This window comes from Geodermatophilus sp. SYSU D00814 (assembly GCF_054050055.1).
In genome coordinates, this window is sequence record NZ_JBJGYP010000009.1 from 76,118 (window position 1) to 100,168 (window position 24,051).

21 protein-coding genes are annotated in these 24,051 nt (G+C 74.7%); 13 read left to right on the forward strand and 8 right to left on the reverse strand.

Going from position 1 to position 24,051, the window contains the following annotated elements:
- The first annotated feature begins 9 nt into the window (after positions 1–9).
- Positions 10–921: a sulfate adenylyltransferase subunit CysD gene (cysD, locus tag ACI780_RS08890; protein WP_457002267.1), complete on the forward strand. Its 912-nt coding sequence runs from the start codon at positions 10–12 to the stop codon at positions 919–921.
- On the opposite strand, the gene ACI780_RS08895 is transcribed toward cysD, so the two are convergent.
- Positions 875–1,105: a hypothetical protein gene (locus tag ACI780_RS08895; RefSeq protein ID WP_089401987.1), complete on the reverse strand. Its 231-nt coding sequence runs from the start codon at positions 1,103–1,105 to the stop codon at positions 875–877. The two genes, cysD and ACI780_RS08895, sit on opposite strands and share 47 nt — an antisense overlap.
- Positions 1,106–1,206: 101 nt before the next feature.
- On the opposite strand from ACI780_RS08895, the gene ACI780_RS08900 reads away from it, so the two are divergent.
- Entirely contained in the window at positions 1,207–2,517 is a 1,311-nt protein-coding gene (locus ACI780_RS08900; protein ID WP_457002269.1) for a sulfate adenylyltransferase subunit 1, read from the forward strand.
- 69 nt (positions 2,518–2,586) lie between these two features.
- On the opposite strand, the gene ACI780_RS08905 is transcribed toward ACI780_RS08900, so the two are convergent.
- The 3 genes from ACI780_RS08905 to ACI780_RS08915 form a co-directional block, all read right to left on the reverse strand.
- Positions 2,587–3,399, reverse strand: coding sequence for an NAD-dependent epimerase/dehydratase family protein (locus ACI780_RS08905; RefSeq protein WP_457002402.1), 813 nt, complete (start codon positions 3,397–3,399; stop codon positions 2,587–2,589).
- A 250-nt stretch (positions 3,400–3,649) separates the two neighbouring features.
- Positions 3,650–3,829: a hypothetical protein gene (locus ACI780_RS08910; RefSeq protein WP_456869364.1), complete on the reverse strand. Its 180-nt coding sequence runs from the start codon at positions 3,827–3,829 to the stop codon at positions 3,650–3,652.
- A 76-nt stretch (positions 3,830–3,905) separates the two neighbouring features.
- The gene (locus tag ACI780_RS08915; RefSeq protein WP_457002271.1) at positions 3,906–4,295 is read right to left on the reverse strand and encodes an ATP-binding protein; all 390 of its coding nucleotides are present in this window, start codon (positions 4,293–4,295) and stop codon (positions 3,906–3,908) included.
- Between the two features lie 216 nt (positions 4,296–4,511).
- Here ACI780_RS08915 and ACI780_RS08920 point away from each other — a divergent pair, with 216 nt between their 5' ends.
- Positions 4,512–4,892, forward strand: coding sequence for a hypothetical protein (locus ACI780_RS08920; protein ID WP_456869366.1), 381 nt, complete (start codon positions 4,512–4,514; stop codon positions 4,890–4,892).
- A 12-nt stretch (positions 4,893–4,904) separates the two neighbouring features.
- Here the strand turns inward: ACI780_RS08920 and hrpA are convergent, their stop codons facing one another.
- Positions 4,905–8,876 (reverse strand): ATP-dependent RNA helicase HrpA, encoded by a 3,972-nt coding sequence (gene hrpA, locus ACI780_RS08925; RefSeq protein ID WP_457002273.1) that lies wholly within the window; start codon positions 8,874–8,876, stop codon positions 4,905–4,907.
- Between the two features lie 262 nt (positions 8,877–9,138).
- Between hrpA and ACI780_RS08930 the strand changes: the two genes are divergently transcribed.
- From ACI780_RS08930 to ACI780_RS08940, 3 genes are all read left to right on the forward strand, one after another.
- A complete protein-coding gene (locus ACI780_RS08930) occupies positions 9,139–9,666 on the forward strand; it encodes a MarR family winged helix-turn-helix transcriptional regulator (RefSeq protein WP_456869368.1) in 528 nt (175 codons plus the stop codon).
- The gene (locus tag ACI780_RS08935) at positions 9,663–11,447 is read left to right on the forward strand and encodes an MDR family MFS transporter (RefSeq protein WP_457002275.1); all 1,785 of its coding nucleotides are present in this window, start codon (positions 9,663–9,665) and stop codon (positions 11,445–11,447) included. Before ACI780_RS08930 ends, ACI780_RS08935 begins: the two co-directional genes overlap by 4 nt.
- 292 nt (positions 11,448–11,739) lie before the next feature.
- Entirely contained in the window at positions 11,740–13,530 is a 1,791-nt protein-coding gene (locus tag ACI780_RS08940; RefSeq protein ID WP_456869370.1) for an acyl-CoA dehydrogenase, read from the forward strand.
- Between the two features lie 70 nt (positions 13,531–13,600).
- On the opposite strand, the gene ACI780_RS08945 is transcribed toward ACI780_RS08940, so the two are convergent.
- Positions 13,601–13,825 carry a hypothetical protein gene (locus ACI780_RS08945; protein WP_457002278.1) on the reverse strand — a complete coding sequence of 75 codons (225 nt, stop codon included), beginning with the start codon at positions 13,823–13,825 and terminating at the stop codon, positions 13,601–13,603.
- A 260-nt stretch (positions 13,826–14,085) separates the two neighbouring features.
- Here ACI780_RS08945 and ACI780_RS08950 point away from each other — a divergent pair, with 260 nt between their 5' ends.
- Both ACI780_RS08950 and ACI780_RS08955 read left to right on the forward strand, forming a co-directional pair.
- Complete coding sequence (locus ACI780_RS08950) at positions 14,086–15,510, forward strand: MFS transporter (protein WP_457002280.1); 1,425 nt, start codon at positions 14,086–14,088, stop codon at positions 15,508–15,510.
- A gap of 103 nt (positions 15,511–15,613) precedes the next feature.
- Positions 15,614–16,660, forward strand: a complete 1,047-nt coding sequence (locus ACI780_RS08955) for a YihY/virulence factor BrkB family protein (RefSeq protein WP_457002282.1) — start codon at positions 15,614–15,616, stop codon at positions 16,658–16,660.
- Positions 16,661–16,723: 63 nt separating this feature from the next.
- Here ACI780_RS08955 and ACI780_RS08960 read toward each other — a convergent pair whose 3' ends face one another.
- Positions 16,724–17,428, reverse strand: a complete 705-nt coding sequence (locus ACI780_RS08960) for a hemerythrin domain-containing protein (protein WP_457002284.1) — start codon at positions 17,426–17,428, stop codon at positions 16,724–16,726.
- A gap of 143 nt (positions 17,429–17,571) precedes the next feature.
- Here ACI780_RS08960 and ACI780_RS08965 point away from each other — a divergent pair, with 143 nt between their 5' ends.
- Entirely contained in the window at positions 17,572–18,753 is a 1,182-nt protein-coding gene (locus tag ACI780_RS08965) for an acyl-CoA dehydrogenase family protein (protein ID WP_456869375.1), read from the forward strand.
- An 88-nt stretch (positions 18,754–18,841) separates the two neighbouring features.
- Here ACI780_RS08965 and ACI780_RS08970 read toward each other — a convergent pair whose 3' ends face one another.
- Positions 18,842–19,750 carry an ABC transporter substrate-binding protein gene (locus tag ACI780_RS08970; protein WP_456869376.1) on the reverse strand — a complete coding sequence of 303 codons (909 nt, stop codon included), beginning with the start codon at positions 19,748–19,750 and terminating at the stop codon, positions 18,842–18,844.
- A 122-nt stretch (positions 19,751–19,872) separates the two neighbouring features.
- Between ACI780_RS08970 and ACI780_RS08975 the strand changes: the two genes are divergently transcribed.
- Genes ACI780_RS08975 through ACI780_RS08990 form a run of 4 tightly spaced genes read left to right on the forward strand, consistent with a single transcriptional unit; the run spans position 19,873 to position 24,015 of the window.
- Positions 19,873–21,633 (forward strand): phosphatase PAP2 family protein, encoded by a 1,761-nt coding sequence (locus tag ACI780_RS08975; protein WP_456869377.1) that lies wholly within the window; start codon positions 19,873–19,875, stop codon positions 21,631–21,633.
- Positions 21,630–22,268: a hypothetical protein gene (locus tag ACI780_RS08980; protein ID WP_457002287.1), complete on the forward strand. Its 639-nt coding sequence runs from the start codon at positions 21,630–21,632 to the stop codon at positions 22,266–22,268. Before ACI780_RS08975 ends, ACI780_RS08980 begins: the two co-directional genes overlap by 4 nt.
- Complete coding sequence (locus ACI780_RS08985) at positions 22,265–23,368, forward strand: lysylphosphatidylglycerol synthase transmembrane domain-containing protein (protein ID WP_457002289.1); 1,104 nt, start codon at positions 22,265–22,267, stop codon at positions 23,366–23,368. Before ACI780_RS08980 ends, ACI780_RS08985 begins: the two co-directional genes overlap by 4 nt.
- On the forward strand, positions 23,365–24,015 hold the full coding sequence (locus tag ACI780_RS08990) for a phosphatase PAP2 family protein (RefSeq protein ID WP_456869380.1): 651 nt from the start codon (positions 23,365–23,367) through the stop codon (positions 24,013–24,015). Before ACI780_RS08985 ends, ACI780_RS08990 begins: the two co-directional genes overlap by 4 nt.
- Positions 24,016–24,051: the final 36 nt, after the last annotated feature.

Consider the following 24,051-nt stretch of genomic DNA (forward strand, 5'->3'; position numbering starts at 1 on the left):
ACTGGCGGGGTGACGCTGACGACCGACCACCGGCTGACCCAGCTGCAGACGCTCGAGGCCGAGTCCATCCACGTCATCCGCGAGGTGGCCGCCGAGCTCGAGCGCCCGGTGCTGCTGTTCTCCGGCGGCAAGGACTCGATCGTCATGCTCGAGCTGGCCCGCAAGGCGTTCGCGCCGGCCCGCATCCCGTTCCCGGTGATGCACGTCGACACCGGCCTGAACTTCCCCGAGGTCCTCGAGTTCCGCGACCGGCGGGTGGCCGAGCTGGGCGTCGAGCTCGTCGTCGCCTCGGTGCCCGACGCGATGGCCCGCGGCCTGGTGCGCGAGGAGCCCAACGGCTCGCGCAACCGGATCCAGACGCCGGTGCTGCTCGAGGCGGTCGAGGAGCACGGCTTCACCGCGCTGTTCGGCGGGGCCCGCCGCGACGAGGACAAGGCCCGCGCCAAGGAGCGGGTGTTCTCCTTCCGCGACGAGTTCGGCCAGTGGGACCCGAAGAACCAGCGGCCGGAGCTGTGGGACCTCTACAACGGCCGGATCCACCTCGGTGAGTCGATCCGCGTCTTCCCGCTGTCGAACTGGACCGAGCTCGACGTCTGGCAGTACATCGCGCGCGAGTCCATCGCCATCCCGCCGCTGTACCTCGCGCGGGAACGGGAGGTCGTCGAGCGGCAGGGGATGCTCTACGCCGTCAACGAGTTCGTCCGCCCCCGCGCGGGCGAGCCGGTCTCCCGGGCCACCGTCCGCTACCGGACCGTGGGCGACGCCAACCTCACCGCCGCGGTGCGCTCGGAGGCCACGACGGTCGAGGAGGTCATCGCCGAGATCGCCGTGACCCGCATGACCGAGCGCGGCGCCACCCGCGGCGACGACCGGGTCAGCGACGCGGCGATGGAGGACCGGAAGAAGGAGGGCTACTTCTGAGCCGCCGGCGCCGGCGCCGGTAGCGCAGCAGGACGACGACGGTGACCGCGAGCAGCAGCAGCCCGGCCGGCCAGCCCACCGCCTCCGGCGCACCGACGCCGAGCGCCTCGGCCACGACGTAACCGACCGAGTACCCGGCCACCACGACCAGCAGCACCGGCACGAGGAACACGAGCCCGCCCACCGCCGCTCCTCCCCGGGGGGTCGGTGACCCCGCCGCCACCAGCGTCCCCGACGACGGCCCCGCGCGCCGCCGACCGCGGACCGCTGGGGAAGATGGAGCGCATGTCCGAGCAGTCCGTCGTCGACGTCCACTCCGCCGCCGCCGAGCAGGCGGCCGAGATCGCGACGGCGCGCCGGGACATCCTCCGCATCGCCACCGCCGGCTCGGTCGACGACGGCAAGAGCACCCTGATCGGCCGGCTGCTCTACGACAGCAAGGCCGTCTTCGAGGACCAGTACGCGGCGATCGAGCGGGCCAGCCGCGGCGACTACGTCGATCTCGCGCTGCTCACCGACGGCCTGCGCGCCGAGCGGGAGCAGGGCATCACCATCGACGTCGCCTACCGCTACTTCAGCACCCCGCGGCGCACGTTCATCCTCGCCGACACCCCCGGGCACGTGCAGTACACCCGCAACACGGTCACCGGCGCCTCGACGGCGGACCTGGCGATCGTGCTGGTCGACGCCCGCAAGGGCATCCAGGAGCAGAGCCGGCGGCACGCCTACCTCGCGGCGCTGCTGCGGGTGCCGCACCTGGTGGTCGCCGTCAACAAGATGGACCTGGTCGGGTGGTCGCAGGAGGCCTTCGAGGCGATCCGCGACGAGTTCCGCGCCTTCGCCGCTCGGCTCGACGTCCCCGACCTGACCGTCGTGCCGATCTCGGCGCTGCGCGGGGACAACGTCGTCACCCGCTCCGACGCCGCGCCCTGGTTCGGCGGCCCGGCGCTGCTGGAGCACCTGGAGTCGGTGGAGGTGGCCGGCGACCGCAACCTCACCGACGTCCGCTTCCCCGTCCAGTACGTGATCCGGCCGCAGTCGGACGCCTTCCACGACTACCGCGGCTACGCCGGCACGGTGGCCAGCGGCGTGCTGCGCCCCGGCGACGAGGTGCAGGTGCTGCCCGGCGGCCGGACGACGACGGTCGCGGCCATCGACGGCCCCCGCGGCCCGGTGGACGCCGCCTTCCCGCCCATGGCGGTCACCGTGCGGCTGGCCGACGACCTCGACGTCTCCCGCGGCGACCTGCTCTGCGCGCCGCAGGGCGCACCCGAGGTGACCCAGGACCTCGACGCACTGGTCTGCTGGATGGCCGACGCGCCGCTGCAGCCGCGGCAGCGGCTGGCGGTCAAGCACACCACCCGCAGCGTGCGGGCGGTGGTCAAGGAGGTCGTCCACCGGCTCGACGTCAACACCCTCGAGCACGAGGAGGAGGCCGGCGAGCTCGGCCTCAACGACATCGGCCGGGTGCGGCTGCGCACCACCCAGCCGCTGTTCGTCGACGACTACACGCACAACCGGGCCACCGGCCGGTTCATCCTGGTCGACGAGGCCACCAACGCCACCGTCGGCGCCGGGATGCTCGTCCCCCACTAGAGGGACCCCCGCGCCCCCCGCCGCTCGCACGCTCGCGGCGGGGCCCTGCACGGGGGCCGTTCCAGCACCTCACGTGCCGGCTGGGGAGCCGTCCACCTCGTCGCGCCAGCTGTGCACCGGCGTCCAGCCGAGCACCCGCCGGGCGCGCTCGCTGCTCATCAGGGCCTGGGTGCCCTCCACCGGGCCGCGCACCGGGACGCCGGGGAACTGCTCGGCGGCGAGCTCGGCGCTGGGCCGGCTCATGACGGTGTCGGCGTTGGCGATGACGAAGACCTCCGCGCCGCGGCCGGGGTGGTCCAGCGCGGCCAGCACCGCACCGGCGCCGTCCCGCGCGTCGATGTAGGACCACGCGTTCCACCGCCGCAGCGCCGGGTCGGCGTCGAAGGAGGGGAACTCCGCGTAGTCGGCGGGGTCCATGACGTTGGAGAAGCGCAGCCCGGTGATCGACAGCTCCGGCCGCCACCGGGCGAACTGCCGCGCCATCTCCTCCTCCAGCGTCTTCGACAGCGAGTAGGACGAGTTGGGGGTCGGCCCGCAGCCCTCGTCGAGGGGCAGGTAGGGCGGCGGGGTGTCGAACGGCAGTCCCAGCACCGTCTCGCTGGAGGCCCACACCACGGTGTCGATGCCGGCGACGCGGGCGGCGGCGAAGACGTTGTACGTCGTCGTCACGTTCGCCGCGAACAGCGTCGCGTCGGGCCGCAGGCCCGGGGCGGGGAGCGCCGCCAGGTGGACGACCGCGTCCGGGGCCGGCCACCGGTCGTCGACCCCGGTCAGCACGCCGACGGCCTGGCCGTAGTCGGTGAGGTCGGCCCGGGTCCAGGCGACGTCGGAGCGGCCGGGGTGCACGAGGTCCACGACCGACACCCGGTGACCGCGCTGCACGAGCAGCTCGACGACCGCGCGGCCGAGCTTGCCGCTGCCGCCGGTCACCAGGACGTGCCGGGGACGGCCGGCCCGCGGGTCGGGGGTCCCGGTCACCGGGGAGGCTCCCCGGCGGAGGAGGTGCTGCTGTGGGGGTTGATGGCGTTCCGATCCGAGCGTCGGTCCCGACCGCCGGCTCCGGCCGTCGGGTGCCCGGCGCGCGCCGGGCGGCGGTGGGGGACCCCGGCCGGAGGGCCGGGGCCGCCCCGTCCTACTGCTGGCTGTCGGCGTCCGGCGGCGCCGGGGCCTGGCTCGCGTCGCCGTCCCAGTCCTTGCCGGCCTGGTAGGCGTGCCCCGAGGCGCTGTCGGTCTGGTCGGCGACGGTCTGCGCCATCTCCTCGTCGGACAGGCCCTCGCCGGCGGCCTCGGTGTGGCTGCTGGGCTCGCTCATCGCGTCTCCTCCGTCGGGCGGCATCGGTCCCCCGGGCCCTCCCCGGTGCGCCCGCGCGCGAAACGCGGCGCCGGTCTCAGCCCTGCCCGGGCTGCAGGGAGAACCACACCCGCTTGCCGCCGTCGACGTCCTCGACGCCCCAGTCGTCGGCGATGGCGTCGACGATCTGCATGCCCCGGCCGCGGGGCTGGTCGCCGCGCAGCTCGCCGACGACCGGGCGCACGGCGCTGCCGTCGGCGACGGCGATGCGCAGCCAACCGTCGGAGTACTCGAGCTCCAGGGACAGCACGCTCTCCCCGCCCACGTGGTCGACGACGTTGGCCACCAGCTCGGTGACGAGCAGCTCCACGTCCGCGCCGTCCTGGGGTGCGTCCCAGGCGAGCAGCACCTCGCGGGCGAGGTGCCGGGCCACCGGGACGCTGCGCGCCGAGGGTGGGAGGTCCACCCGCGCGGTGAGTGTCGACATCGAGGTCTCCCTGGGCCGGGCACCGGGGGCCCTGATGCGTTGTGCACGACTGAAGCGGCCCGAGCCTGACAGGTCGGCGGACGGGTCGCAACGACCGCTTGCGCCGGAAGGGGACGTTGCGTGCCACGGGCACTGCGTGCAACGAGGGGTTCAACAAGATAGCGTGCAACCGACCCGGCGGGAGCCGACCGCCGGCGGAGACGGGGAGGACGACCCGTGACGGCAGGACCGCAGCCGGCACCGGACGAGCCGGTCGGTGATCCCGGGGCCGCGGAGGACACCGCCCTGCGGGCCCTCGAGGACCTCGTGCGCGCGATCGACCGCTGCGCCGCCGAGCTGCAGGAGGCGCGCACGCGCGCCGAGCTGCTGCTCTCCGAGCGGCGGGCGGGCCGGTCGTGGCTCGACATCGTCACGGCCGAGACCCGCCCGCTCGTCGTCGAGCGGGTCAGCACGGTGCTGTCCGGGCTGGCCGGCGCCGGCTCGGCGTGGCGCCGGGCGCAGGCCCGCGCGCTGCAGGACGAGCGGGTGAGCATCAACCGGATCGCCGCCCTCTACGGCGTGACCCGCCAGCGCATCTCCGCCCTGCTGCGCGAGTGACCCGCCGGGGCCTCAGGCGATCAGGGCGTCGATGGCCTTGTAGAGCCGCTGCTCGGACACCGGGCGCGGCGTGCCGATCTGCTGCGCGAACAGCCCCACCCGCAGCTCCTCGAGCATCCAGCGGATCCGCGCGACCGGGTCGTCGGGAGCCCCGGTGGGCGGCACCTGCCGGCGCAGCTGCTCGTACTCGGCCGTGACCGCGGCGACCTGGTCCATCCACAGCGCGTCGCGCGCGGCGTTGGCCGGCAGCTTCTCCAGCCGGTGGGCCATCGCCCGCAGGTAGCGCACCAGGTCGGGCAGCCGGCGGCGGCCGGCGTCGGCCACGAAGCCGCGGTGCAGCAGGCCGCCCATCTGGCGGCGCAGGTCGGCGATCGCCGCGTCGGGCACCCGGCGTCCCGGCGCGGCGCCGATCGCGACGGCGACCTCGCGGGCCTGGGTCAGCACCGCCTCCACGCGCCGGACGGCGTCCTGCGTGAGCGGCAGCAGCTGCTGGCGGGCCGTGGCGACCAGCGCGGTGAAGGCGGCCTCGTCGCGCGGCGGCCCACCGGCGGCGGCGACCAGCTCGTCGGCCGCGGCGTCGACGCAGTCGTCGACCAGCGCGGGGATCTCGCCGTCGGGGTTGAACTGCAGCGAGAGCCGGGTGCTCGGCGACATGCCCTTGACCACCTGCCGGGTCGGCGAGCCGGCCACCAGCACCAGCAGCCGGCGTGCGCCCCGCCAGGTCAGCCGGGTGGCCTCGGCCTCGGTGGCCACCACCCGGACGCCGGCGGTGGCGCCCTCGTCGACCAGCGCCGGGAAGGCGGTGACCACGTGCCCGCCGCGCCGGACCTCGACGGTGCGGGGCAGCTCCCCGATCGTCCAGGCGGTCAGCCCGGTGCGCTCCAGGTCGGAGGCCGCGCGGGCCAGGCTGGCCCGGGCCTGCGGCGCCACCTGGGCGCGCAGCCGCGGCAGCTCCTTGCCCGTCGCCAGCGCGCGGCCGGCGTCGTCCAGCACGCGGAAGGTCGCCCGCAGGTGGTCGGGCACCTGGGCCGGCTGCCAGGCGTCCGGCGGGACGACGACGCCCGCCGACCGCCGCAGCTCCCGCTCGAGCGCCGGCAGCAGCGGCTCGGTCGGCGCGATGCGCGGCAGCACCTCGCGGACCCGGTCGGGGATGGGCACCAGCGCGCGGCGCAGCTGCTTGGGCAGCGTCCGCAGCAGCGCGGTCACCAGCTCCTCGCGCAGGCCGGGCACGGTGAAGGCCAGCGACTCCCCCGACGTCTGCTCCGTGACGGTGTCGAGCACGGCCAGGGGGACGTCGACGGTCACGCCGTCCTGCGGCGTCCCGGGGGCGAAGGCGTAGGACAGGGGCAGGGTGAGGCCCTGGGTCAGGGGCACCTCGTCGGGGAAGTCCTCGACCCGCAGCTGCCCGGCCGCGGCCGCGTTGGTGAGCACCTCCGGCGTGAGGGTGAGCAGGTCCGGCGTCTCGTGCCGCGCCCGCTTCCACCAGCGGTCGAAGTGCCGGGTGGAGACGACGTCGGCCGGGACCCGCGCGTCGTAGAGCTCGAACAGCGTCTCGTCGTCGACGCGGATGTCCCGGCGGCGGGCCCGCTCCTCCAGCTCGGCCACCCGCTCCAGCGCGCGCTGGTTTTCCGCCCAGAAGCGGTGGTGCGTCGTCCACTCGCCCTGCACCAGCGCGTGCCGGATGAACAGCTCGCGGGACACGACCGGGTCGATGGAGCCGTACTGCACCCGCCGGCCGACGACGAGCGGGATGCCGTAGAGGGTGACCCGCTCGCTGGCCACGACCGAGCCCCGCTTGGCGTCCCACCGCGGCTCGGAGTACTCGCGCGTCACGAGGTGCCCGGCCAGCCGCTCGACGTCGTCGGGGTCGACGCGGGCCACGGTGCGGGCGAACAGCCGGCTGGTCTCCACCAGCTCGGCGGCGACCACCCACCGCGGCGGCTTCTTCGCCAGGGGGGTGCCGGGCGCGATGACGAAGCGGGCCCCGCGGGCGCCGAGGTACTCCCGCCCGCCCCGGCGCCGGTCGCCGTCCCGTCGCTGTGCTTCCTGCCCACCCCGCCGCCCCGACGGTCCCTCGAGCTGCAGGCCGACCTGGGACAGCAGACCGGCGAGCAGCGAGACGGAGATGCCGCGCTCGTCGGGCTCGGCGGCGAGGTCGCCGACGGTCATGCCCAGCCGCCGGGCGGTGCCGCGCAGCTGGCCGTGCAGGTCCTGCCACTCGCGGATGCGCAGGTAGTGGAGGAACTCGCGCTTGACGGTGCGGCGGAAGGCACTGCCCGAGAGCGCGTCCTGCTGCTCGGTCAGGTACCGCCAGAGGTTGAGCAGCGTGAGGAAGTCGGAGTGCTCGTCGGCGAACCGGGCGTGCGCCTGGTCGGCGGCCTGCTGGTGCTCGGCGGGGCGCTCGCGCGGGTCCTGGATGGTCAGGCCCGCGGCGATGACCAGCACCTCCTCCAGCACGCCGCGGCGGTCGGCCTCGACCACCATGCGGCCCAGCCGCGGGTCGAGCGGGAGCTGCGCGAGCGCCCGTCCGGTGTCGGTGAGCCGCCCGTCCTGCAGCGCCCCGAGCTCGTCGAGCAGGGCACGGCCGTCGGCGACGGCGCGGCGGTCGGGCGGGTCGACGAACGGGAAGTCCTCGACCGCGCCGAGGTCGAGCGCCGCCATCTGCAGCAGCACCGCGGCCAGGCTGGTCCGCAGGATCTCCGGGTCGGTGTACTCCGGGCGGGCGTCGAAGTCGTCCTCGGTGTAGAGCCGGATCGCGACGCCCTCGGCCACGCGGCCGCAGCGGCCCGAGCGCTGCCGCGCCGAGGCCTGGCTGATCGGCTCGATCGGCAGCCGCTGCACCTTGGTCCGCGCGCTGTAGCGGGAGATGCGGGCGGTGCCGGGGTCGACGACGTAGCGGATGCCCGGCACGGTCAGCGACGTCTCGGCGACGTTGGTGGCCAGCACGATGCGCCGCCCGGTGTGCGGCTGGAAGACGCGGTGCTGGTCGGCGGTCGACAGCCGGGAGTAGAGCGGCAGCACCTCGACGCCGGGGAAGCGCTCGGTGAGGCCGTCGGCGGCGTCGCGGATCTCCCGCTCGCCGGCCAGGAAGACCAGCACGTCGCCGGGGCCCTCCGCCGCCAGCTCCTCGACCGCGTCCCCGATCGCGGTGACCTGGTCGCGGTCGGGGTCGGCGTCCGGGTCGTCGGGGTCGACCACCGGCCGGTAGCGGATCTCGACCGGGTAGGTGCGGCCGCTGACCTCGACGACGGGGACCTCGGCGCCGTCGACACCGAAGTGCTTGGCGATCCGGTCGACGTCGATCGTGGCCGAGGTGATGACGACCTTGAGGTCGGGCCGCTGCGGCAGCAGCTGGGCGAGGTAGCCCAGCAGGAAGTCGATGGTGAGGCTCCGCTCGTGCGCCTCGTCGACGATGATCGTGTCGTACTGGCGCAGCAGCCGGTCGTGCGCGATCTCGGCCAGCAGCACGCCGTCGGTCATGAGCTTGACCAGCGTGCCGTCGCCGACCTGGTCGGTGAAGCGGACCTTCCAGCCCACTGCCCCGCCCAGAGGGGTGTCGAGCTCCTCCGCGATGCGCTCGGCCACCGTGCGGGCGGCGATCCGCCGGGGCTGGGTGTGCCCGATCCGGCCGCGGACGCCGCGGCCGAGCTCCAGGGCGATCTTGGGCAGCTGGGTGGTCTTGCCCGAGCCGGTCTCCCCGGCGACGACGACCACCTGGTGCTCGCGCAGCGCGGCGGCGATGTCGTCGCGGCGCGCGCTGACCGGCAGCGCCTCGGGGTAGGTGACCGCGGGGACGGCGGCCCGCCTGCGGGCGACGCGACCCTCGGCGGCCGCGACGTCGGCGGCGATCCGCTCCAGCGCCCGGGCGCGCGCGGCCTCGTCGCGGGTGCGGCGCAGCCCCTCGAGACGGCGGCCCAGCCGGTGCTCGTCCTCGAGGGTCAGCGCGGCCAGCCGGGACCGGAGGTCCGGGAGGGTCGCGGTCACGGCGGTGCTCGGCTTCCTTCCAGGGGGCGGGGAGCGGGACCGCTCCGCCGCCAGGATGGCATCGGGAAGGCCCGCGCCGTGCGGCGTCCGGGGCCAGGGAGGACAACGGCGGCGGGCGCGTCCCTGTTCCGCCGTCCGCGCCACCGGGTACCCGGCTCTCCACGCCGTCCGACCTGACCGCGTGCACCGTGCAACTGGTTGCATGCACGGCGCAACGGCTTGTACGGTGCACGTACAGCCCTCCTCCTGCCCGGAGCTCCCCGTGCCCGCTTCCCCGCCGGCCGCCGTCGGGACCACCGCCCCTCGTCGGGCGGCCGAGGTCCGCCGGCTCGCCGAGCAGTTCCCCCGCCTCATCCGGCTGGTCCACGCCTTCAAGTCGCTCCCGTCCGCGATCGACGGGCGCGAGCGCGCGGCGCTGGTGCTGCTCTTCCCGCTCACCCGCCTCGGGCCGCTGCGCCAGAGCGCCCTGGCCGAGGTCGTGCACGCCGACCCCTCCACGGTCAGCCGGCACGTCGCCTCGCTCGTCGAGCAGGGGCTGGTGCAGCGGGTGGCCGACGAGAACGACGGCCGCGCCTCCCTGCTCGTCGTCACCGACGCCGGGCACGCGGCCGTGGAGCGGCTGGCCGAGGAGCGCGCCGCCCAGCTCGGCACGATGCTCGCCGACTGGTCCGACACCGACCTCGCCACCCTCACCGGGCTGTTCGGGCGCCTGCTCGACGACCTCACGGCAGCGTTGCCGTCCGATCCCCGCTCCCCCTCCGCACCTCCCGTCCCGAGAGAGCAGTCATGAGCCAGACCACCGCCCGCCGGGCCGGCGGGCCCGGCGGCGCCCGCGCCGCGGCCGCACCGGACGCCTCCGGCGCCTTCACCCACCGGCAGATCCTCACGATCCTGTCCGGCCTCATGCTCGGCATGTTCCTGGCCGCGCTCGACCAGACCGTGGTCTCGACGGCCATCCGCACCATCGCCGACGACCTGCAGGGCTACGACCTGCAGGCCTGGGCGACGACGGCGTTCCTCATCACCTCGACGATCGCCACGCCGCTCTACGGCAAGCTCTCCGACATCTACGGCCGGCGGCCCTTCTACCTGTTCGCGATCGCCGTGTTCGCGATTGGCTCGGCCCTCTGCGGCATCGCCGACTCGATGTACCAGCTGGCCGCCTACCGCGCCGTCCAGGGCATCGGCGCCGGCGGCCTGATGTCGCTGGCGCTGGCCATCATCGCCGACGTCGTCCCGCCCCGGGAGCGCTCGAAGTACCAGGGCTACTTCATGGCGGTGTGGGGCACCTCGAGCGTGCTCGGCCCGGTCATCGGCGGGTTCCTCGCCGGGCAGGGGTCGATCCTCGGCCTCACCGGGTGGCGGTGGATCTTCTGGGTCAACGTGCCGCTCGCCGTCGCGGCCTTCGCCGTGGTCGTGCGGGTCCTGCACCTGCCGCACCAGCGGCGCGACCACCGCATCGACTGGCCGGGCGCGCTGGCGCTGGTCACGTTCCTCGTGCCGCTGCTCATCGTGGCCGAGCAGGGCCGCCTGTGGGGGTGGACCTCGGGCCGGGCGCTGAGCTGCTACGCCATCGGCGCGGTCGGCCTGGCCGCGTTCGTCCTGGCCGAGCGGGCCTACCGCGACGACGCGATCCTGCCGCTGCGGATGTTCGCCAACCGCACGTTCTCGGTGAGCAGCGCGTCGAGCATCGTGCTCGGTGCCGGCATGTTCGGCGGCATCCTGCTGCTCCCGCAGTACCTGCAGGTCGTCCACGGCTCGAGCCCGACGGTCGCGGGCCTGCAGATGCTGCCGCTCGTGCTGGGCATCATGACCGGCGCCATGACCTCCGGTCAGACGATCGCGCGGACCGGCAGGTACAAGGTCTTCCCGCTCGTCGGCGTCGTCCTCATGGTCGTCGCGCTCGTCGCGCTGTCCCTCGTGGTCGGGGCCGACACCTCGATCTGGACGCTGGCGCCCTTCATGCTGCTGCTCGGCGTGGGCCTCGGCTTCAACATGCAGCCGGTCATCCTCGCGGTGCAGAACGCGGTGTCGCCGCGGGAGATCGGCGTCGCCACCTCGTCGGTGACGTTCTTCCGGCAGATGGGCGGCACGATCGGGACGGCGGCGTTCCTGTCGATCCTGTTCACCCGGCTCGGGACGGAGATCCCCGACCAGATCCGGCAGGCGGCCCAGACCAGCCCCGAGGCGGCGCAGCAGGCGGCCGCGCTGCAGCAGGCCGGCGCCGACCAGGTGCTGTCCGACACGAGCGCGATCGACGCCTTCCCGGCGCTGGTCACGCCGTTCCGCGTCGGCTTCTCCAACACCCTCGACCTGGTGTTCATGGTCGCCGCCGCGGTCGTGGCGGTCGGCTTCGTCGTCCTGTGGTTCCTCCCGCAGCTCGAGCTGCGCACCCAGTCGGGGATCCAGGCGCAGCAGGCCGCGCAGCAGGCCGCGCAGCAGACCGCCGGCCCGGACGCCGGCCCCGGCGCGCAGGCCGTGCAGGCCGCGGGCGAGGCCGCGCCGACGTCGACGGCTCCCCCGGCCGGGCGCCCCGGCGACGCGGAGCCGGCCGGCCGGCACCGCGGCTGACACCCCGCACGACGACGAGGCCCCTCCCCGCACCGGGAGGGGCCTCGTCGTCGTTCCGGGCGTCGGGCGTCGGCTCGCACGTCCGGTGCCCGGGATCGTGCCCTTGCGCGGAAGTGCACGCCGTCGGACGGTGATCACCGACACGCTGGCGCCGACGAGCCGGTGATCGACCGGGCCGCCGCCCGCCGTCCCGAGGTCCGAGGCGTGCTGCTACCCGGGGCGGGACCCGGCCTATCGTGGGCCGGTCGGGCAGCGCGCCCGGCTCTCGCCGTCCTCGCCCGTGGAGGCTCCCGTGTCCTCGCTGATCCTGTCCCGCCGCGACCTGGAGTTCCTCCTGCACGAGTGGCTGGAGGTCGAGACGCTGACCAAGCGGCCGCGGTTCGCCGAGCACTCGCGCGAGACCTTCGACGCGGTCATGGAGCTCGCCGAGCAGATCGCCACCGAGCACTTCGCGCCGCACAACCGGACGGCCGACGAGAACGAGCCGCGGTTCGTCGACGGGCGGGTCGAGATGATCCCCGAGGTCGCGCGGGCGCTGGCGGTGTTCGTCGAGTCGGGGATCATGGCCGGCACCTTCGACGAGGAGTACGGCGGCATGCAGCTGCCGCAGACCGTCGGACAGGCGGCCTTCGCCTGGTTCAAGGCGGCCAACGTCGGCACGTCGAGCTACCCGTTCCTGACCATGGGCAACGCCCGCCTGCTGCTCGCGCACGGCTCGCAGGAGCAGAAGGACACCTGGGTCCGGCCGATGCTCGAGGGCCGCTGGTTCGGCACTATGGCGCTGTCGGAGCCGCAGGCCGGGTCCTCGCTCGCCGACATCACCACCCGCGCCGAGCCGCAGGACGACGGCACGTACCGGCTCGTCGGCAACAAGATGTGGATCTCGGCCGGAGACCACGAGCTGACCGAGAACATCGTCCACCTGGTGCTGGCCAAGATCCCCGGCGGCCCGCCCGGGGTGAAGGGCATCTCGCTGTTCGTGGTCCCGAAGTTCCTGGTCGCCGACGACGGGTCGATCGGCGAGCGCAACGACGTCGTCCTGGCCGGGCTCAACCACAAGATGGGCTACCGCGGGACGACGAACACGCTGCTCAACTTCGGCGAGGGCGTGCACACCCCGGGCGGCCGGGCCGGCGCCGTCGGGTACCTCGTGGGGGAGCCCCACAAGGGCCTGTCCTACATGTTCCACATGATGAACGAGGCCCGGATCGGCGTCGGGATGGGCGCGACCGTCCTCGGCTACACCGGCTACCTGCACGCGCTGGACTACGCCCGCACCCGCACCCAGGGCCGCCCCGCCACCGGCCGCGACCCGTCGTCGCCGATGGTGCGGCTGGTCGACCACCCCGACGTGCGCCGCATGCTGCTGGCCGCCAAGAGCTACGCGCAGGGCGGGCTGGCGCTGGGCCTGTACTGCGCGCGGCTGGTCGACGAGGAGCGGACCGCCGAGAGCCAGGAGGAGCGCGACCGCGCCCACCTGCTGCTGGACACGCTGACCCCGATCGCCAAGGCGTGGCCCTCGCAGTGGGGCCCGGTCGCCGACGACCTGGCCATCCAGGTGCACGGCGGCTACGGCTACACCCGCGACTACCCGGTCGAGCAGTTCTACCGGGACAACCGGCTCAACCCGATCCACGAGGGCACCAACGGCATCCAGGCCCTCGACCTGCTCGGCCGCAAGGTGACCGTGCAGGGCGGCGCCGGGCTCGCGCTGCTGGCCGAGACGATCCGGGCGACGACGGCGCGGGCGGCCGGGACGCCGTTCGCCGACCTCGCCGCCGACGTCGACACCGCGCTCACCCGGCTGGTCTCGGTCACCGGCACCCTGTGGGGCACCGGCGACGCGGCGCTGGCCCTGGCCAACGCCAGCGCCTACCTCGACGCGGCCGGCCACACCGTCGTCGGCTGGCTGTGGCTGGAGCAGGCGCTGGCCACCCGGGAGGAGACCAGCGACTTCCACGAGGGCAAGCGCGCCGCGGCCCGGTACTTCCAGCGCTGGGAGCTGCCGAAGGTGCACACCTGGCTGGACCTGCTGGAGTCGCTGGACCGCACGGTGCTCGACACCCCCGACGCCCACCTCTGACCACCCGGACGCGACCGCGCCCCGCTGCTCCTCGGCAGGAGCGGCGGGGCGCGGTCGCGTCTCGCGGGCGTCAGGCCGCCTGGGCCACCCCCACCGGCTCGACGGAGGCGCCGGTCACGGCGCTCTCCCGGCGGGCGCCGGCCGAGGCCGCAGCCCGCTGCTCGCGCTCGTAGCGTGCCGTCGTCGAGGCGCCCATCGCGATCACCAGTCCGGTCAGGACCAGGAACCCGACGACGGCGACTGCCGGCCACAGAACCATCTCGAACGTCCCCTTGCTCGTCTCGTCTCGTGCCACCGGGAGCGGACTCCCGCGACTCGTTCGTCGAGGACTGTGTCCCCAGCCGATCGCCGTCTCAATCGTCGGCACGCACTGTTCACCTGACCGTCGGTGACCGACTGCACGTCCGGGCAGCCCGACGGCCCGGCACGGTGCGGGCGGTGACCGCATGGTGTCATCGGGGGGTGTCCGCCGGAGCCGAGGCCGCGCCGCCCGGCACCGCCTCGCCTCCCCGCCCGACGCGTCCGGCGCTCCTGGTCCTCACCCTGTCACTCGGGGTGACGACGCTGTCGCTGCTGCAGAGCCTGGTCGTCCCCGTCCTCGGCCCGATCGGCGAGCAGCTCGGCGTCTCCCCCGCCGCGGCGGGCTGGGTGCTCACCGCGAACCTGCTGGCCGCCGCCGTGCTCACCCCGGTCCTCGGCCGGCTCGGCGACGTGCACGGCGAGCGCCCGGTCGTCCTGGGCATCCTCACCGCCGTCGCCGTCGGCACCCTGCTGGCGATCGTCACCCGCTCGCTGCCGCTGCTGCTGGTCGCCCGGGTGCTGCAGGGCTCCTCCTACGGCCTGTTCCCGCTGTCGATCAGCCTGCTGCGCCGCGAGCTCCCGCCCGAGCGGCTGAGCGTGGCGATGTCGATCGTCAGCAGCACCCTCGGCGTCGGCGGGGTCGTCGGCCTGGTGGCCGCCGGGCTGCTGACCGGTGACGGCGGGGACTACCACCGCCCGTTCTGGGTCGGCCTCGGCGTCACCCTCGTCTCCCTCGCCCTCGCCGCCGCCCTGCTGCCCCGCCGCCCGGCGACGGCGACCGGCGGCGTGGACTGGGCCGGCGCCGGACTGCTCGGGATCGGGCTGGTGCTCCTGCTGCTCCCGGTCTCGCAGGGCAACGCCTGGGGCTGGACCTCGCCGGCCACGCTCGGGTGCGCGGCCGGCGCCGTGGTCGTCCTCACCGGGTGGGTGCTGTTCCAGCGCCACCGCGCCGCCCCGCTGGTGCGCCCGGCCCTGCTGGCCGACCCGCGGATGCTGGTGCCCAACCTCGCCGGGCTGGCGACGGGCGTGGGCCTGTTCGTCTCCTTCCTCGTCGTCATGCAGTACGTGCAGACGCCGCCCGAGGCCGCCGGGTACGGGTTCGGCGCGCCGGTGCTCGAGGCGGCCGTCGTCTTCCTGCTGCCCGGCGGTGTGCTGGGCATCGCGCTCGCCCCGGTCGCCGGCCGGGTCGTCGACCGGGTCGGGCCGCTGCTCACCCTGCTCAGCGGGTCCCTCGCCGGCGTCGCCGGCTTCCTCGTGCTCGCCGTCGCGCGGGGCGAGCCGGCCGCGGTCGTCGTCGCCGGCCTGCTCACGCAGGCGTGGGTGACGGTGGCCTACGCCGCGCTGCCGACACTGGTGGTCTCGGCGGTGCGGCCGAGTGAGACCGGGGTGGCCAACGCGGTGAACTCCATCGCCCGCTCGGTGGGCCAGGCGATCGGCAGCACGGTCACCGTCGCGCTGCTCGGCGCCGCGGTCGACCCGGCCACCGGCTTCCCGCGGGCGTCGTCGTTCACCGTGGTGTCCCTCCTGGGCGCGGGAGCCGCCCTGGTGGTGGCGCTGGTCAGCCTGGCCGGGATGACCCGCACCCGGCGCGAGGACCGGGACGACGCCGACGGGACCGCCGACGTCGGCCGGGCCACGGCCTGCGCCGGTGAGTGGTCGCCGGTGTCCGGGCTGCGCTGAGCGGTCACGCGACGCGCCGGGCGTGATCACGCGGTGCATGGAACGGCACCGTCCGGGGAATCGATCACCCCGAACCACCCGCTCCCTGCCCCGGAGGACCACGATGGCCCGCCCCCACGGCTCCCGCGCCGCGAACACCGAGGCGTCGAAGCCGACGCGCTTCTCGGGCAACTCCGCCGGTGACCCCGCGCCGCACGACGACAAGATCAACTCGACGCGCTTCGACAACGCCCCGCGCGGGACCGACCGGAAGGCCACCTTCTTCGGCACGGTCAAGCGCACGGCGACGGAGTTCAGCGAGGACAACCTCACCGACTGGGCGGCGTCGCTGACCTACTACGGCGTCCTCGCGCTGTTCCCGGCGCTGATCGCGCTGACCTCGATCGTCGGGCTGCTCACCACCCCGCAGCAGCTCACCGACGCGCTGACCACCGTCGTCCCCGCCAGCGCCGCGGATCAGCTGGGCCCGGTCATCGAGCAGGTCGCGGGCAGCCAGAGCGCCGCCGGGTTCGGCCTGGTCCTCGGCCTCGCCGGCGCCGTCTGGTCGGCATCGGGCTACGTCGGCGCCTTCACCCGCGCGTCCAACGTCGTCTACGAGACGCCCGAGGGCCGCAAGTTCTGGAAGCTCAAGCCGCTGCAGCTGCTGGTCACCCTGATCGGCATCCTGTTCGCCGCCGTGATCGTGGCCATGCTGGTGCTCAGCGGCGGGGTCGTGGAGGCCATCGCCTCGGCCGTCGGGATCGGTGACACGGCCCTCACCGTGTGGAACGTCGCCAAGTGGCCGGTGATCCTGGTGATCCTGGCGCTGATGATCGCCGTCCTGTACTACTCGACGCCGAACGTCAAGCTGCGCGGCTTCAAGTGGGTGAGCCCGGGTGCCGGCGTCGCGATCCTCGTCGCGGTCCTCGCCTCCGCCGCCTTCGCCTTCTACGCGGCCAACTTCGGCAGCTACAACAAGACCTACGGCGCGCTGGCCGGCGTCGTCGTCTTCCTGATCTGGTTCTGGCTGATCAACCTGGCCCTGCTGTTCGGCATCGAGTTCGACGCCGAGATGGAGCGGACCAAGGAGCTCAAGGAGGGCGTGCCGGGCGCGGAGAAGGAGATCCAGCTCGACGCCCGCGCCGAGCCCAAGCCCCGCAACACCAACTAGGGGGCGGCCCCGCACACGACGGAGGCCCCCTCCCCGGCCGGGGAGGGGGCCTCCGTCGTGTGCTCAGCGGGAGGTGGGCGGCCGGTCGCCGCTGCGGGCCGGCGGGGTGCGCTCGACCAGGGCGGCGGCCACGGCCAGCCCCCGGCTGACCACCCGGCCGGCCGGGGCCACCACCGGCACCCGCCGGACGACGGCGTCGACGACGTCGCGACCGCGGTCGAGCAGCGACAGCGGCAGGCCCGACAGCGCGTTTCCCGGCGGACGGCGGGACACCGTCGGGTGCGGCCGGGTCGGCGACATGCGCCGGACCAGCGCCCACCGCCGCCCGAGACGGCGCAGCTCGGCGGCGTCCAGGCGCTCCTGCAGGCGCGGGAGGAGCACGTCCTCCTCGTCGCGGACGTCCTCGCGCAGCACGTCCGCCAGCCGGGTGAGGCGGGCCGGGCGCGCCGGGTCGTCGGGCCCGCCGGCCTCGAGCGCGGCGACGAGCTCGTTGACCTCCTGGTGCTCCTCCTCGATGCGCAGGGTGAGCTGCTCACCGTCGGGCAGCACCCGGCGCACCACCGGCCAGAGGACGGTCTCCTCGGCGAAGGCGTGGCTGAACACCAGCCGGTCGATCCGGGTGAGCACCTCCTCCTGCGCCGGGCCGGCGGTGCCCTGCAGGTCGTGCAGCAGCCGGTCGAGCTCGACGTGGTCGGCACGCTGGCGCACCAGCACGCTGCCGGGGCCGCCCAGCTCCTCGTCGGTCTGGTCGGCGATGGATCGGGGCACGGGGACCCTCCTCGGGGCGTCGTGCGGACGGAGCCGTCCGGACCTGCCCCCACGCGGCGCCGCGCACACCGGTTGCCCGGCCCGGCGAGGGGTAGGGCGAGCGCGCGGGACACCGCGGTCCCCGCTGCGAGGAGGGCAGTGCCATGGCCGACCGGCCCACCGTCACGTCGGACTTCTACGACCTCGAGGCCCTGCTCGACGAGCAGGACCGCGCGACGCTGCACCGCGTCCGGGCGTTCATGGACGAGCAGGTCGAGCCGATCATCAACGAGTACTGGACCCGCGCCCAGTTCCCCCGGCAGCTGATCCCCGCGATCGCCGAGCTGGGCATCGCCGGCGCGCAGTACTCCGGCTACGGCTGCCCCGGCCGCTCCTCGCTCTTCGACGGCATGGTGTCGATGGAACTGGGGCGCGGTGACCCGTCGGTGGCCACCTTCATGGGCGTCCACGGCGGCCTGGCCATGGGCACGCTGCACCTGTGCGCCTCCGACGAGCAGAAGGAGCGCTGGCTGCCGGCGATGGCCCGGATGGAGCTGATCGGCGCCTTCGGCCTCACCGAGCCCGACCACGGGTCCGACGTGGCCCGCGGCATCCAGACGACGGCCCGCCGCGACGGCGACGAGTGGGTGCTCGACGGGCAGAAGAAGTGGATCGGCAACGGCAGCTTCGCCGACCTGGTGGTCATCTGGGCGCGCGACGTCGAGACCGACCGAGTGCTCGGCTTCGTCGTCGAGACGCCGACGCCGGGGTTCAGCGCCGTCGACCTCGAGGACAAGATCGCGCTGCGCGCGGTGCAGAACGCACTGATCACCCTCGACGGCGTTCGGGTGCCGGAGGAGAACCGGCTGCAGAACGCCAACAGCTTCCGCGACACCGCCAACGTGCTGCGGGCCACCCGGGTGAGCGTGGCGTGGTCGGCGGTGGGCTGCTCGCGCGGCGCCTACGAGCACGCGCTGCGCTACGCGATGGAGCGCGACCAGTTCGGCCGGTCGATCACCTCCTTCCAGCTGGTGCAGGACCTGCTGTTCCGGATGCTCGGCAACATCACCGCCTCGGCGGCGCTGTGCGCCCGGGCCTCGCAGCTGCAGGACTGCGGCATGCTGAGGGACGAGCACGCCTCGATGGCCAAGGGCTACTCGACGATGCGGATGCGCGAGACCGTCGGCTGGGCCCGGGAGCTCATGGGCGGCAACGGGATCCTGCTGGAGAACCACGTCGGCCGGTTCGTCGCCGACGCCGAGGCGATCTACTCCTACGAGGGCACCCGCGAGGTCAACAGCCTCATCGTCGGCCGCGCCATCACCGGCACCAGCGCCATCGCCTAGCTGCTGGTGGCCCCGTCCGGAGGCTCGCCCCGAGCGTGCGAGGGGAGAGGGGGACGGGGTTCTTCCAGGTGGGGGGCAGGGAGGTCCCTCATCGGCCGACCCACCAGCGCTGCGCGGCCTCCCGCGGCGAGACGCCGTCGACGGCGACGGCGCGGTTGAGCCCGACCAGGTCCAGCGTGGTCAGCTGCGCGCTCACCGCGTCGAGCGCCGCGCGCAGCCGCCCGTCGACCACCGCGGTGCGCACGATCGGCACCACGTTCTCCCGCGGCTGCAGCGACCGGTCGTCACGGAGCAGCAGCAGCGAGGCGTCGGTCAGCCGCGCGTCGGTGGTCTCGAGCATGCCGACGTCGATCTGCCCGCTGAGCAGGGCCTCCACCGTGGCCGAGCGCGACGGCATGCTGCGGACCTCGGCGAACTCGATGCCGTAGACCTCCCGCAGCCCCGGCAGGCAGAACCGCCGCTCGGTGCACTCCGGCGGCCCGCCGAAGACCAGCTCGCGGGTCAGCGGGGCCAGCTGGGACAGCGTGGTCGTCCCGTGCTGCTCGGCCAGGCGGGTGAGGACGACGAACCCGTTCTGGTCCTCGGCCCGCGCGGCGGCGAGCACGGTCAGCCCGCGCGGGGCGAGCTCCTGTGCGAGGCCCTCGCGCAGCGGCGCCGGGTCGTCGTGCACCGAGCCGGAGCCGGACTCGGCGAAGTCCGAGGCGGTGCCGAGGTAGTCGACGACGAGGTCGACCACCCCCTGCTCCAGCGCCGGGAAGACGACCTCGCGCGGGCCGATCCCGTGCTGCACGGTCACCTCCACGCCCGCCCGGCGCAGCGCCTCGGCGTACACCTCGGCGAGCGTCTGGTTCTCGGGGAAGTCGTAGGAGGCGATCCGCACCCCCGGGTCCCCGGTCGGGCCGGCATCGGCGGGGGTGCCGCCGCAGCCGCACAGCACCGCGACGACGACGGCCACCACCGCGGCGACGGTGGACGGCGGGAACGGGCGACGGCGCATCGCGGGCCCTCCGGGCAGGAGGCGGCGCCCCGCGGCGGACCGACGCGGGGACGGCCACGCTAGTCGCGGACGGGACCAAGGTCGATGGTCCCGGACACGCATGAGGTGCAGCATCGTGCGGCATGGCGGCGACGGCACGGGTCCCTGCGACGCAGGCACCGGCGGCGACGGCGCCCGGGCCCGCCGCACAGCCACCGGCGGGCGGGCAGCTGCGGCGTCCCGAGCCGCCGCAGGTGCAGCGCGTGCACCGGCGCCGCCGCCCCTCCGGCGAGGCGCCCCCGCTGCCGCGGCACCTCAACGCGTCCGGAAAGTGGTGGCTGGCGCTCAGCGGCCTGGTGCTGGCGACCTGGGTCGTCGTGTTCGTCACCGGCAGCGTGGCCGCCTTCGACCTGGTCGACACGCGCATCCTGCAGGCGATCGCCACCATCCGCTCCCCCGGGCTGACCCGGGTGGCCGAGGTGGCCGGGGTCCTCGCCACCGGCCGGGCCATCCACCTTCTGTGGCTGGCCAACCTGCTCGTCCTGCTCGTCTTCCGCCGGTGGCGGCACCTGTTCGTCTGGCTCGGCGTCGGGCTGCTGGTCGTCAACACGGCGGCCACGGTGGCCGCCACGCTGCAGCGGCCCCGGCCCTACGAGGTGGAGGTGCTCGGCTACTGGTCGGGCTTCTCGATGCCCTCGGTGCCGATGACGGTCCTGGCGACCTTCCTGGTCAGCAGCCTGTACTCGCTGGTCCCCGCGGGCCGCCCCCGCGACGTCGGCAAGTGGGTGGTGTGGGGCCTGCTGCTGGTCACGGCCGCCTCGCGGCTCTACCTGGCCCAGGACCACCCCACCGACGTCCTCGCCGGCGTCGTCCTCGGCGTCGCCGCCCCGGTGGCCGCCTTCCGCCTGCTGACGCCCAACGAGGTCTACCCGGTCGTCTACCGGCGCGGCAGCCCGGCCCACCTCGACGTCACCGGCGCGCGCGGTGAGGCGATCGTGCGGGCGCTGCAGGACCAGCTGGGCCTGCTGGCCACGTCGGTGAAGCCCTTCGGCCTGGCCGGCTCGGGCGGCTCCACCCCGCTGAAGATCACCGTCAAGGCCGACGACGCCGCGGAGGAGGACGAGAGCTGCGTCTTCGGCAAGCTCTACGCCGTCACGCACCTGCGGTCCGACCGCTGGTTCAAGCTCGGCCGCACGCTGCTCTACGGCCGGCTCGAGGACGAGAAGCCGTACCACAGCGTGCGCCGGCTGGTGCAGTACGAGGACTACGTGCTGCACCTGCTCTCCGACGCCGGGCTGCCGGTGCCGCACCCGCTGGGCATCGTCGAGATCACCCCGGAGCGGGAGTACCTGCTCGTCGCCGAGTTCCTCCAAGGCGCGCGCGAGATCGGCGACCCCGACGTCCCCGTCGACGACGACGTCATCGACCAGGGGCTGGCCATCGTCCGCCGGCTGTGGGAGACCGGCCTCGCCCACCGCGACATCAAGCCGGCCAACCTGATGGTCCGCGACGGCACGGTGTTCCTCATCGACTCGGCGTTCGCCGAGGTGCGCCCCAGCCCGTGGCGGCAGGCGGTGGACCTGGCGAACATGCTGCTGGTCCTCGCGCTGCGCACCGACGCCGCGCGGGTCCTGGCCCGGGCGCGGCTGCAGTTCTCCGACGAGGAGATCGCCGAGGCCTTCGCCGCCACCCGCGGCCTGACCATGCCCTCCCAGCTGCGCCGGATGCTGCGCTCGCAGGGCCGCGACCTGCACGCGGACTTCGTGCGGCTGCTGCCCTACCGGCTGCCACCGGTGCGCATCCAGCGGTGGTCCTTCCGCCGCGTCGGGCTCACGCTGGTCAGCGTCCTGGCGGTCGTGCTGGCGCTCGCCGTGGGCCTGGACCTGCTCGGGTCACCGCTGTGAGCGCGCCCCGGCACCCCGCCGCCGCCGTCCTGCTCGCGGCCGCGCTGGCCACCGCCGGCTGCGGCAACGGGTCGACGAGCGTCAGCCACGAGGTGCCCGCCTGCAGCACCGGCGACGAGGACCACGCCGCCAACGGCGTCGTCCTCATGGCGCAGTCGGTGCCGACGGCGACCTGGGTGCCGTGCGTCGAGAGCGTGCCGGTGGGCTGGACGTTCGCCGGGCTCGACGCGCGCCGGGGCTCGGCCCGGTTCTGGCTGGACTCCGACCGGGACGGCGCACGCGCCATCGAGGTGCGGCTGACCGCCGACTGCGACACCCGCGGCGCCACCGAGATCCCCAGCGAGCGCGACGGCCTGCGCCGCTTCGAGCGGGTGACCCAGGTGACCCCGCAGTACCTCGGCCGGCGGCTCTACCTCTTCCCGGGCGGCTGCCTGACCATCGTCTTCACCCTCTCCGGCGACAACCGCGGCGAGCCGCTGGCCCTCGCCACCCAGAGCCTGGGCGTTGTCAGCCGCGAGCAGGTGGCCACCCAGGTGCACGAGGCCAGCAGGGAACGCCTGCACCTCGACCCGCCCGACGCCGACCCGCCCGAGGCCGGCCGCTCCGCCACCGACGACGGGAGGGACCCGCCGTGACCGCCGTCGCCCCCCAGGCCCCGCCCGCCCGGCCACCGCAGCGCAAGCCGCTGTGGCGCCGGGTGCTGACCCCGCTGCTGTCGGTGGCGCTGGCCGTCGCCGTCTTCGTCTGGTTCCTGCCGCAGTTCACCAGCCTGTCCGACGTCTGGGCGGCGGTGCGGAGCATGACCTGGGCCGAGGTGGCCCTGCTGGCGCTTGCCGCGGCGTGGAACCTCGCCACCTACCAGTTCGTGATGGTCACGACCATGCCGGGCCTGCGGCTGCGCGAGGCGACGGTGTCGACGCTGACCACCACCGCGGTGTCCAACACCGTCGTCGCCGGCGCGGCGCTGTCGCTGGGGCTGACCTACGGGATGAACTCCTCGTGGGGCTTCTCGCGCTCCCGGACGTCGGTGATGCTGCTGCTGTCGGGTCTGTGGAACAACTTCGCCAAGCTCGGCCTGCCGGTGCTCGCCCTCGCGCTGCTGGCCTTCACCTCTCCCCCGACCACCGGACGGCTGCTGGCCGGGCTGGCCGGGGTCGCCGGGCTGGTGGCGGCCGTGGTCGTGCTCGGCCTGCTCCTGCACAGCCGGGAGAGCGCGGCCCGCATCGGCCGGGGCATGGGCCGCGTGGCGTCCGCCGTCATCAGGCCCTTCGGCCGGCCACCGGTGCACGGCTGGGACCTGGCGACGACGAAGTTCCGCGACCGGACGGCGCTGCTGCTGCACGCCCGCTGGCACTGGCTGACGCTGACCACGGTGGTCAGCCACCTGTCGCTGTTCCTGGTGCTGGTGCTCTCCCTGCGCGCGGTGGGCGTGACCGCCGAGCAGGTGGGCGTCGTCGAGATCCTCGCCGTCTTCGCCTTCGCCCGGCTGCTCACCGCCATCCCGTTCACCCCGGGCGGGCTGGGCGTCGTCGAGCTCGCGCTGATCACGGGCCTGTCGGCGGCCGGCGGCGACCGGGCGCTGGTGGCCGCCGGGGTCCTGGTGTTCCGCGGGCTCACCTACGTGCTGCCCATCCCGCTGGGCCTGGGCACCTACGTCTTCTGGCGGACCAACCACTCCTGGCGCCGGGAGCCCAACTCCGCGCCGCGCACGGAGCTGGTCCCGGAGACGGTGTGACCGGGCCGGCGGCTCCCCGCCGGGCGCCCCTGCGGCGGGGCGGCGACGCCGTCCTGGGCGTCTCGGGCGCGCTGGTGCTGGTGCTGGCGGCACTGCCGATCGAGCGCACGCACGTGGGCGCGGCCGAGGCGGCGGTGTTCCGGGCGGTCAACGGGGTGGACGCGGTGCCGTTCCTGCTGGTCTGGCCGTTCATGCAGCTGGGCAACTTCCTGGTCGTGCCCGCGAGCGCGCTGGTCGCGGCCCTGCTGCGCAGGTGGCGGCTCGCCGCGGGGCTGCTCCTCGCCGGCGCCGGCACCTACCTGGCCGCCAAGGGCGTCAAGGACGTCGTCGTGCGGGGGCGGCCGGCCGGGCTGCTGGAGGACACCGTCCTGCGCGGGGCCGCCGCCCAGGGGCGCGGGTTCGTCTCCGGGCACGCCGCCGTCGTCGCCGCCGTGCTGACGGTGGCCTGGCCGTGGCTGGGCCCCCGCGCGCGGATCGCCGGGGTGGTCCTGGCGACCGGGGTGTGCCTGGCGCGGGTGTGGACCGGGGCGCACCTGCCGCTGGACGTCGTGGGCGGCGCGGGACTGGGCCTGCTCGTCGGCGGGCTGGTGCTGCTCCTCGTCGGCCGGCCGTCCTCCTGCCGGAGCCGGGCGGCTGTGCTTGAGTGAGTCGGGTCACAGGATCCGACGACCCCGAGGAGTCCC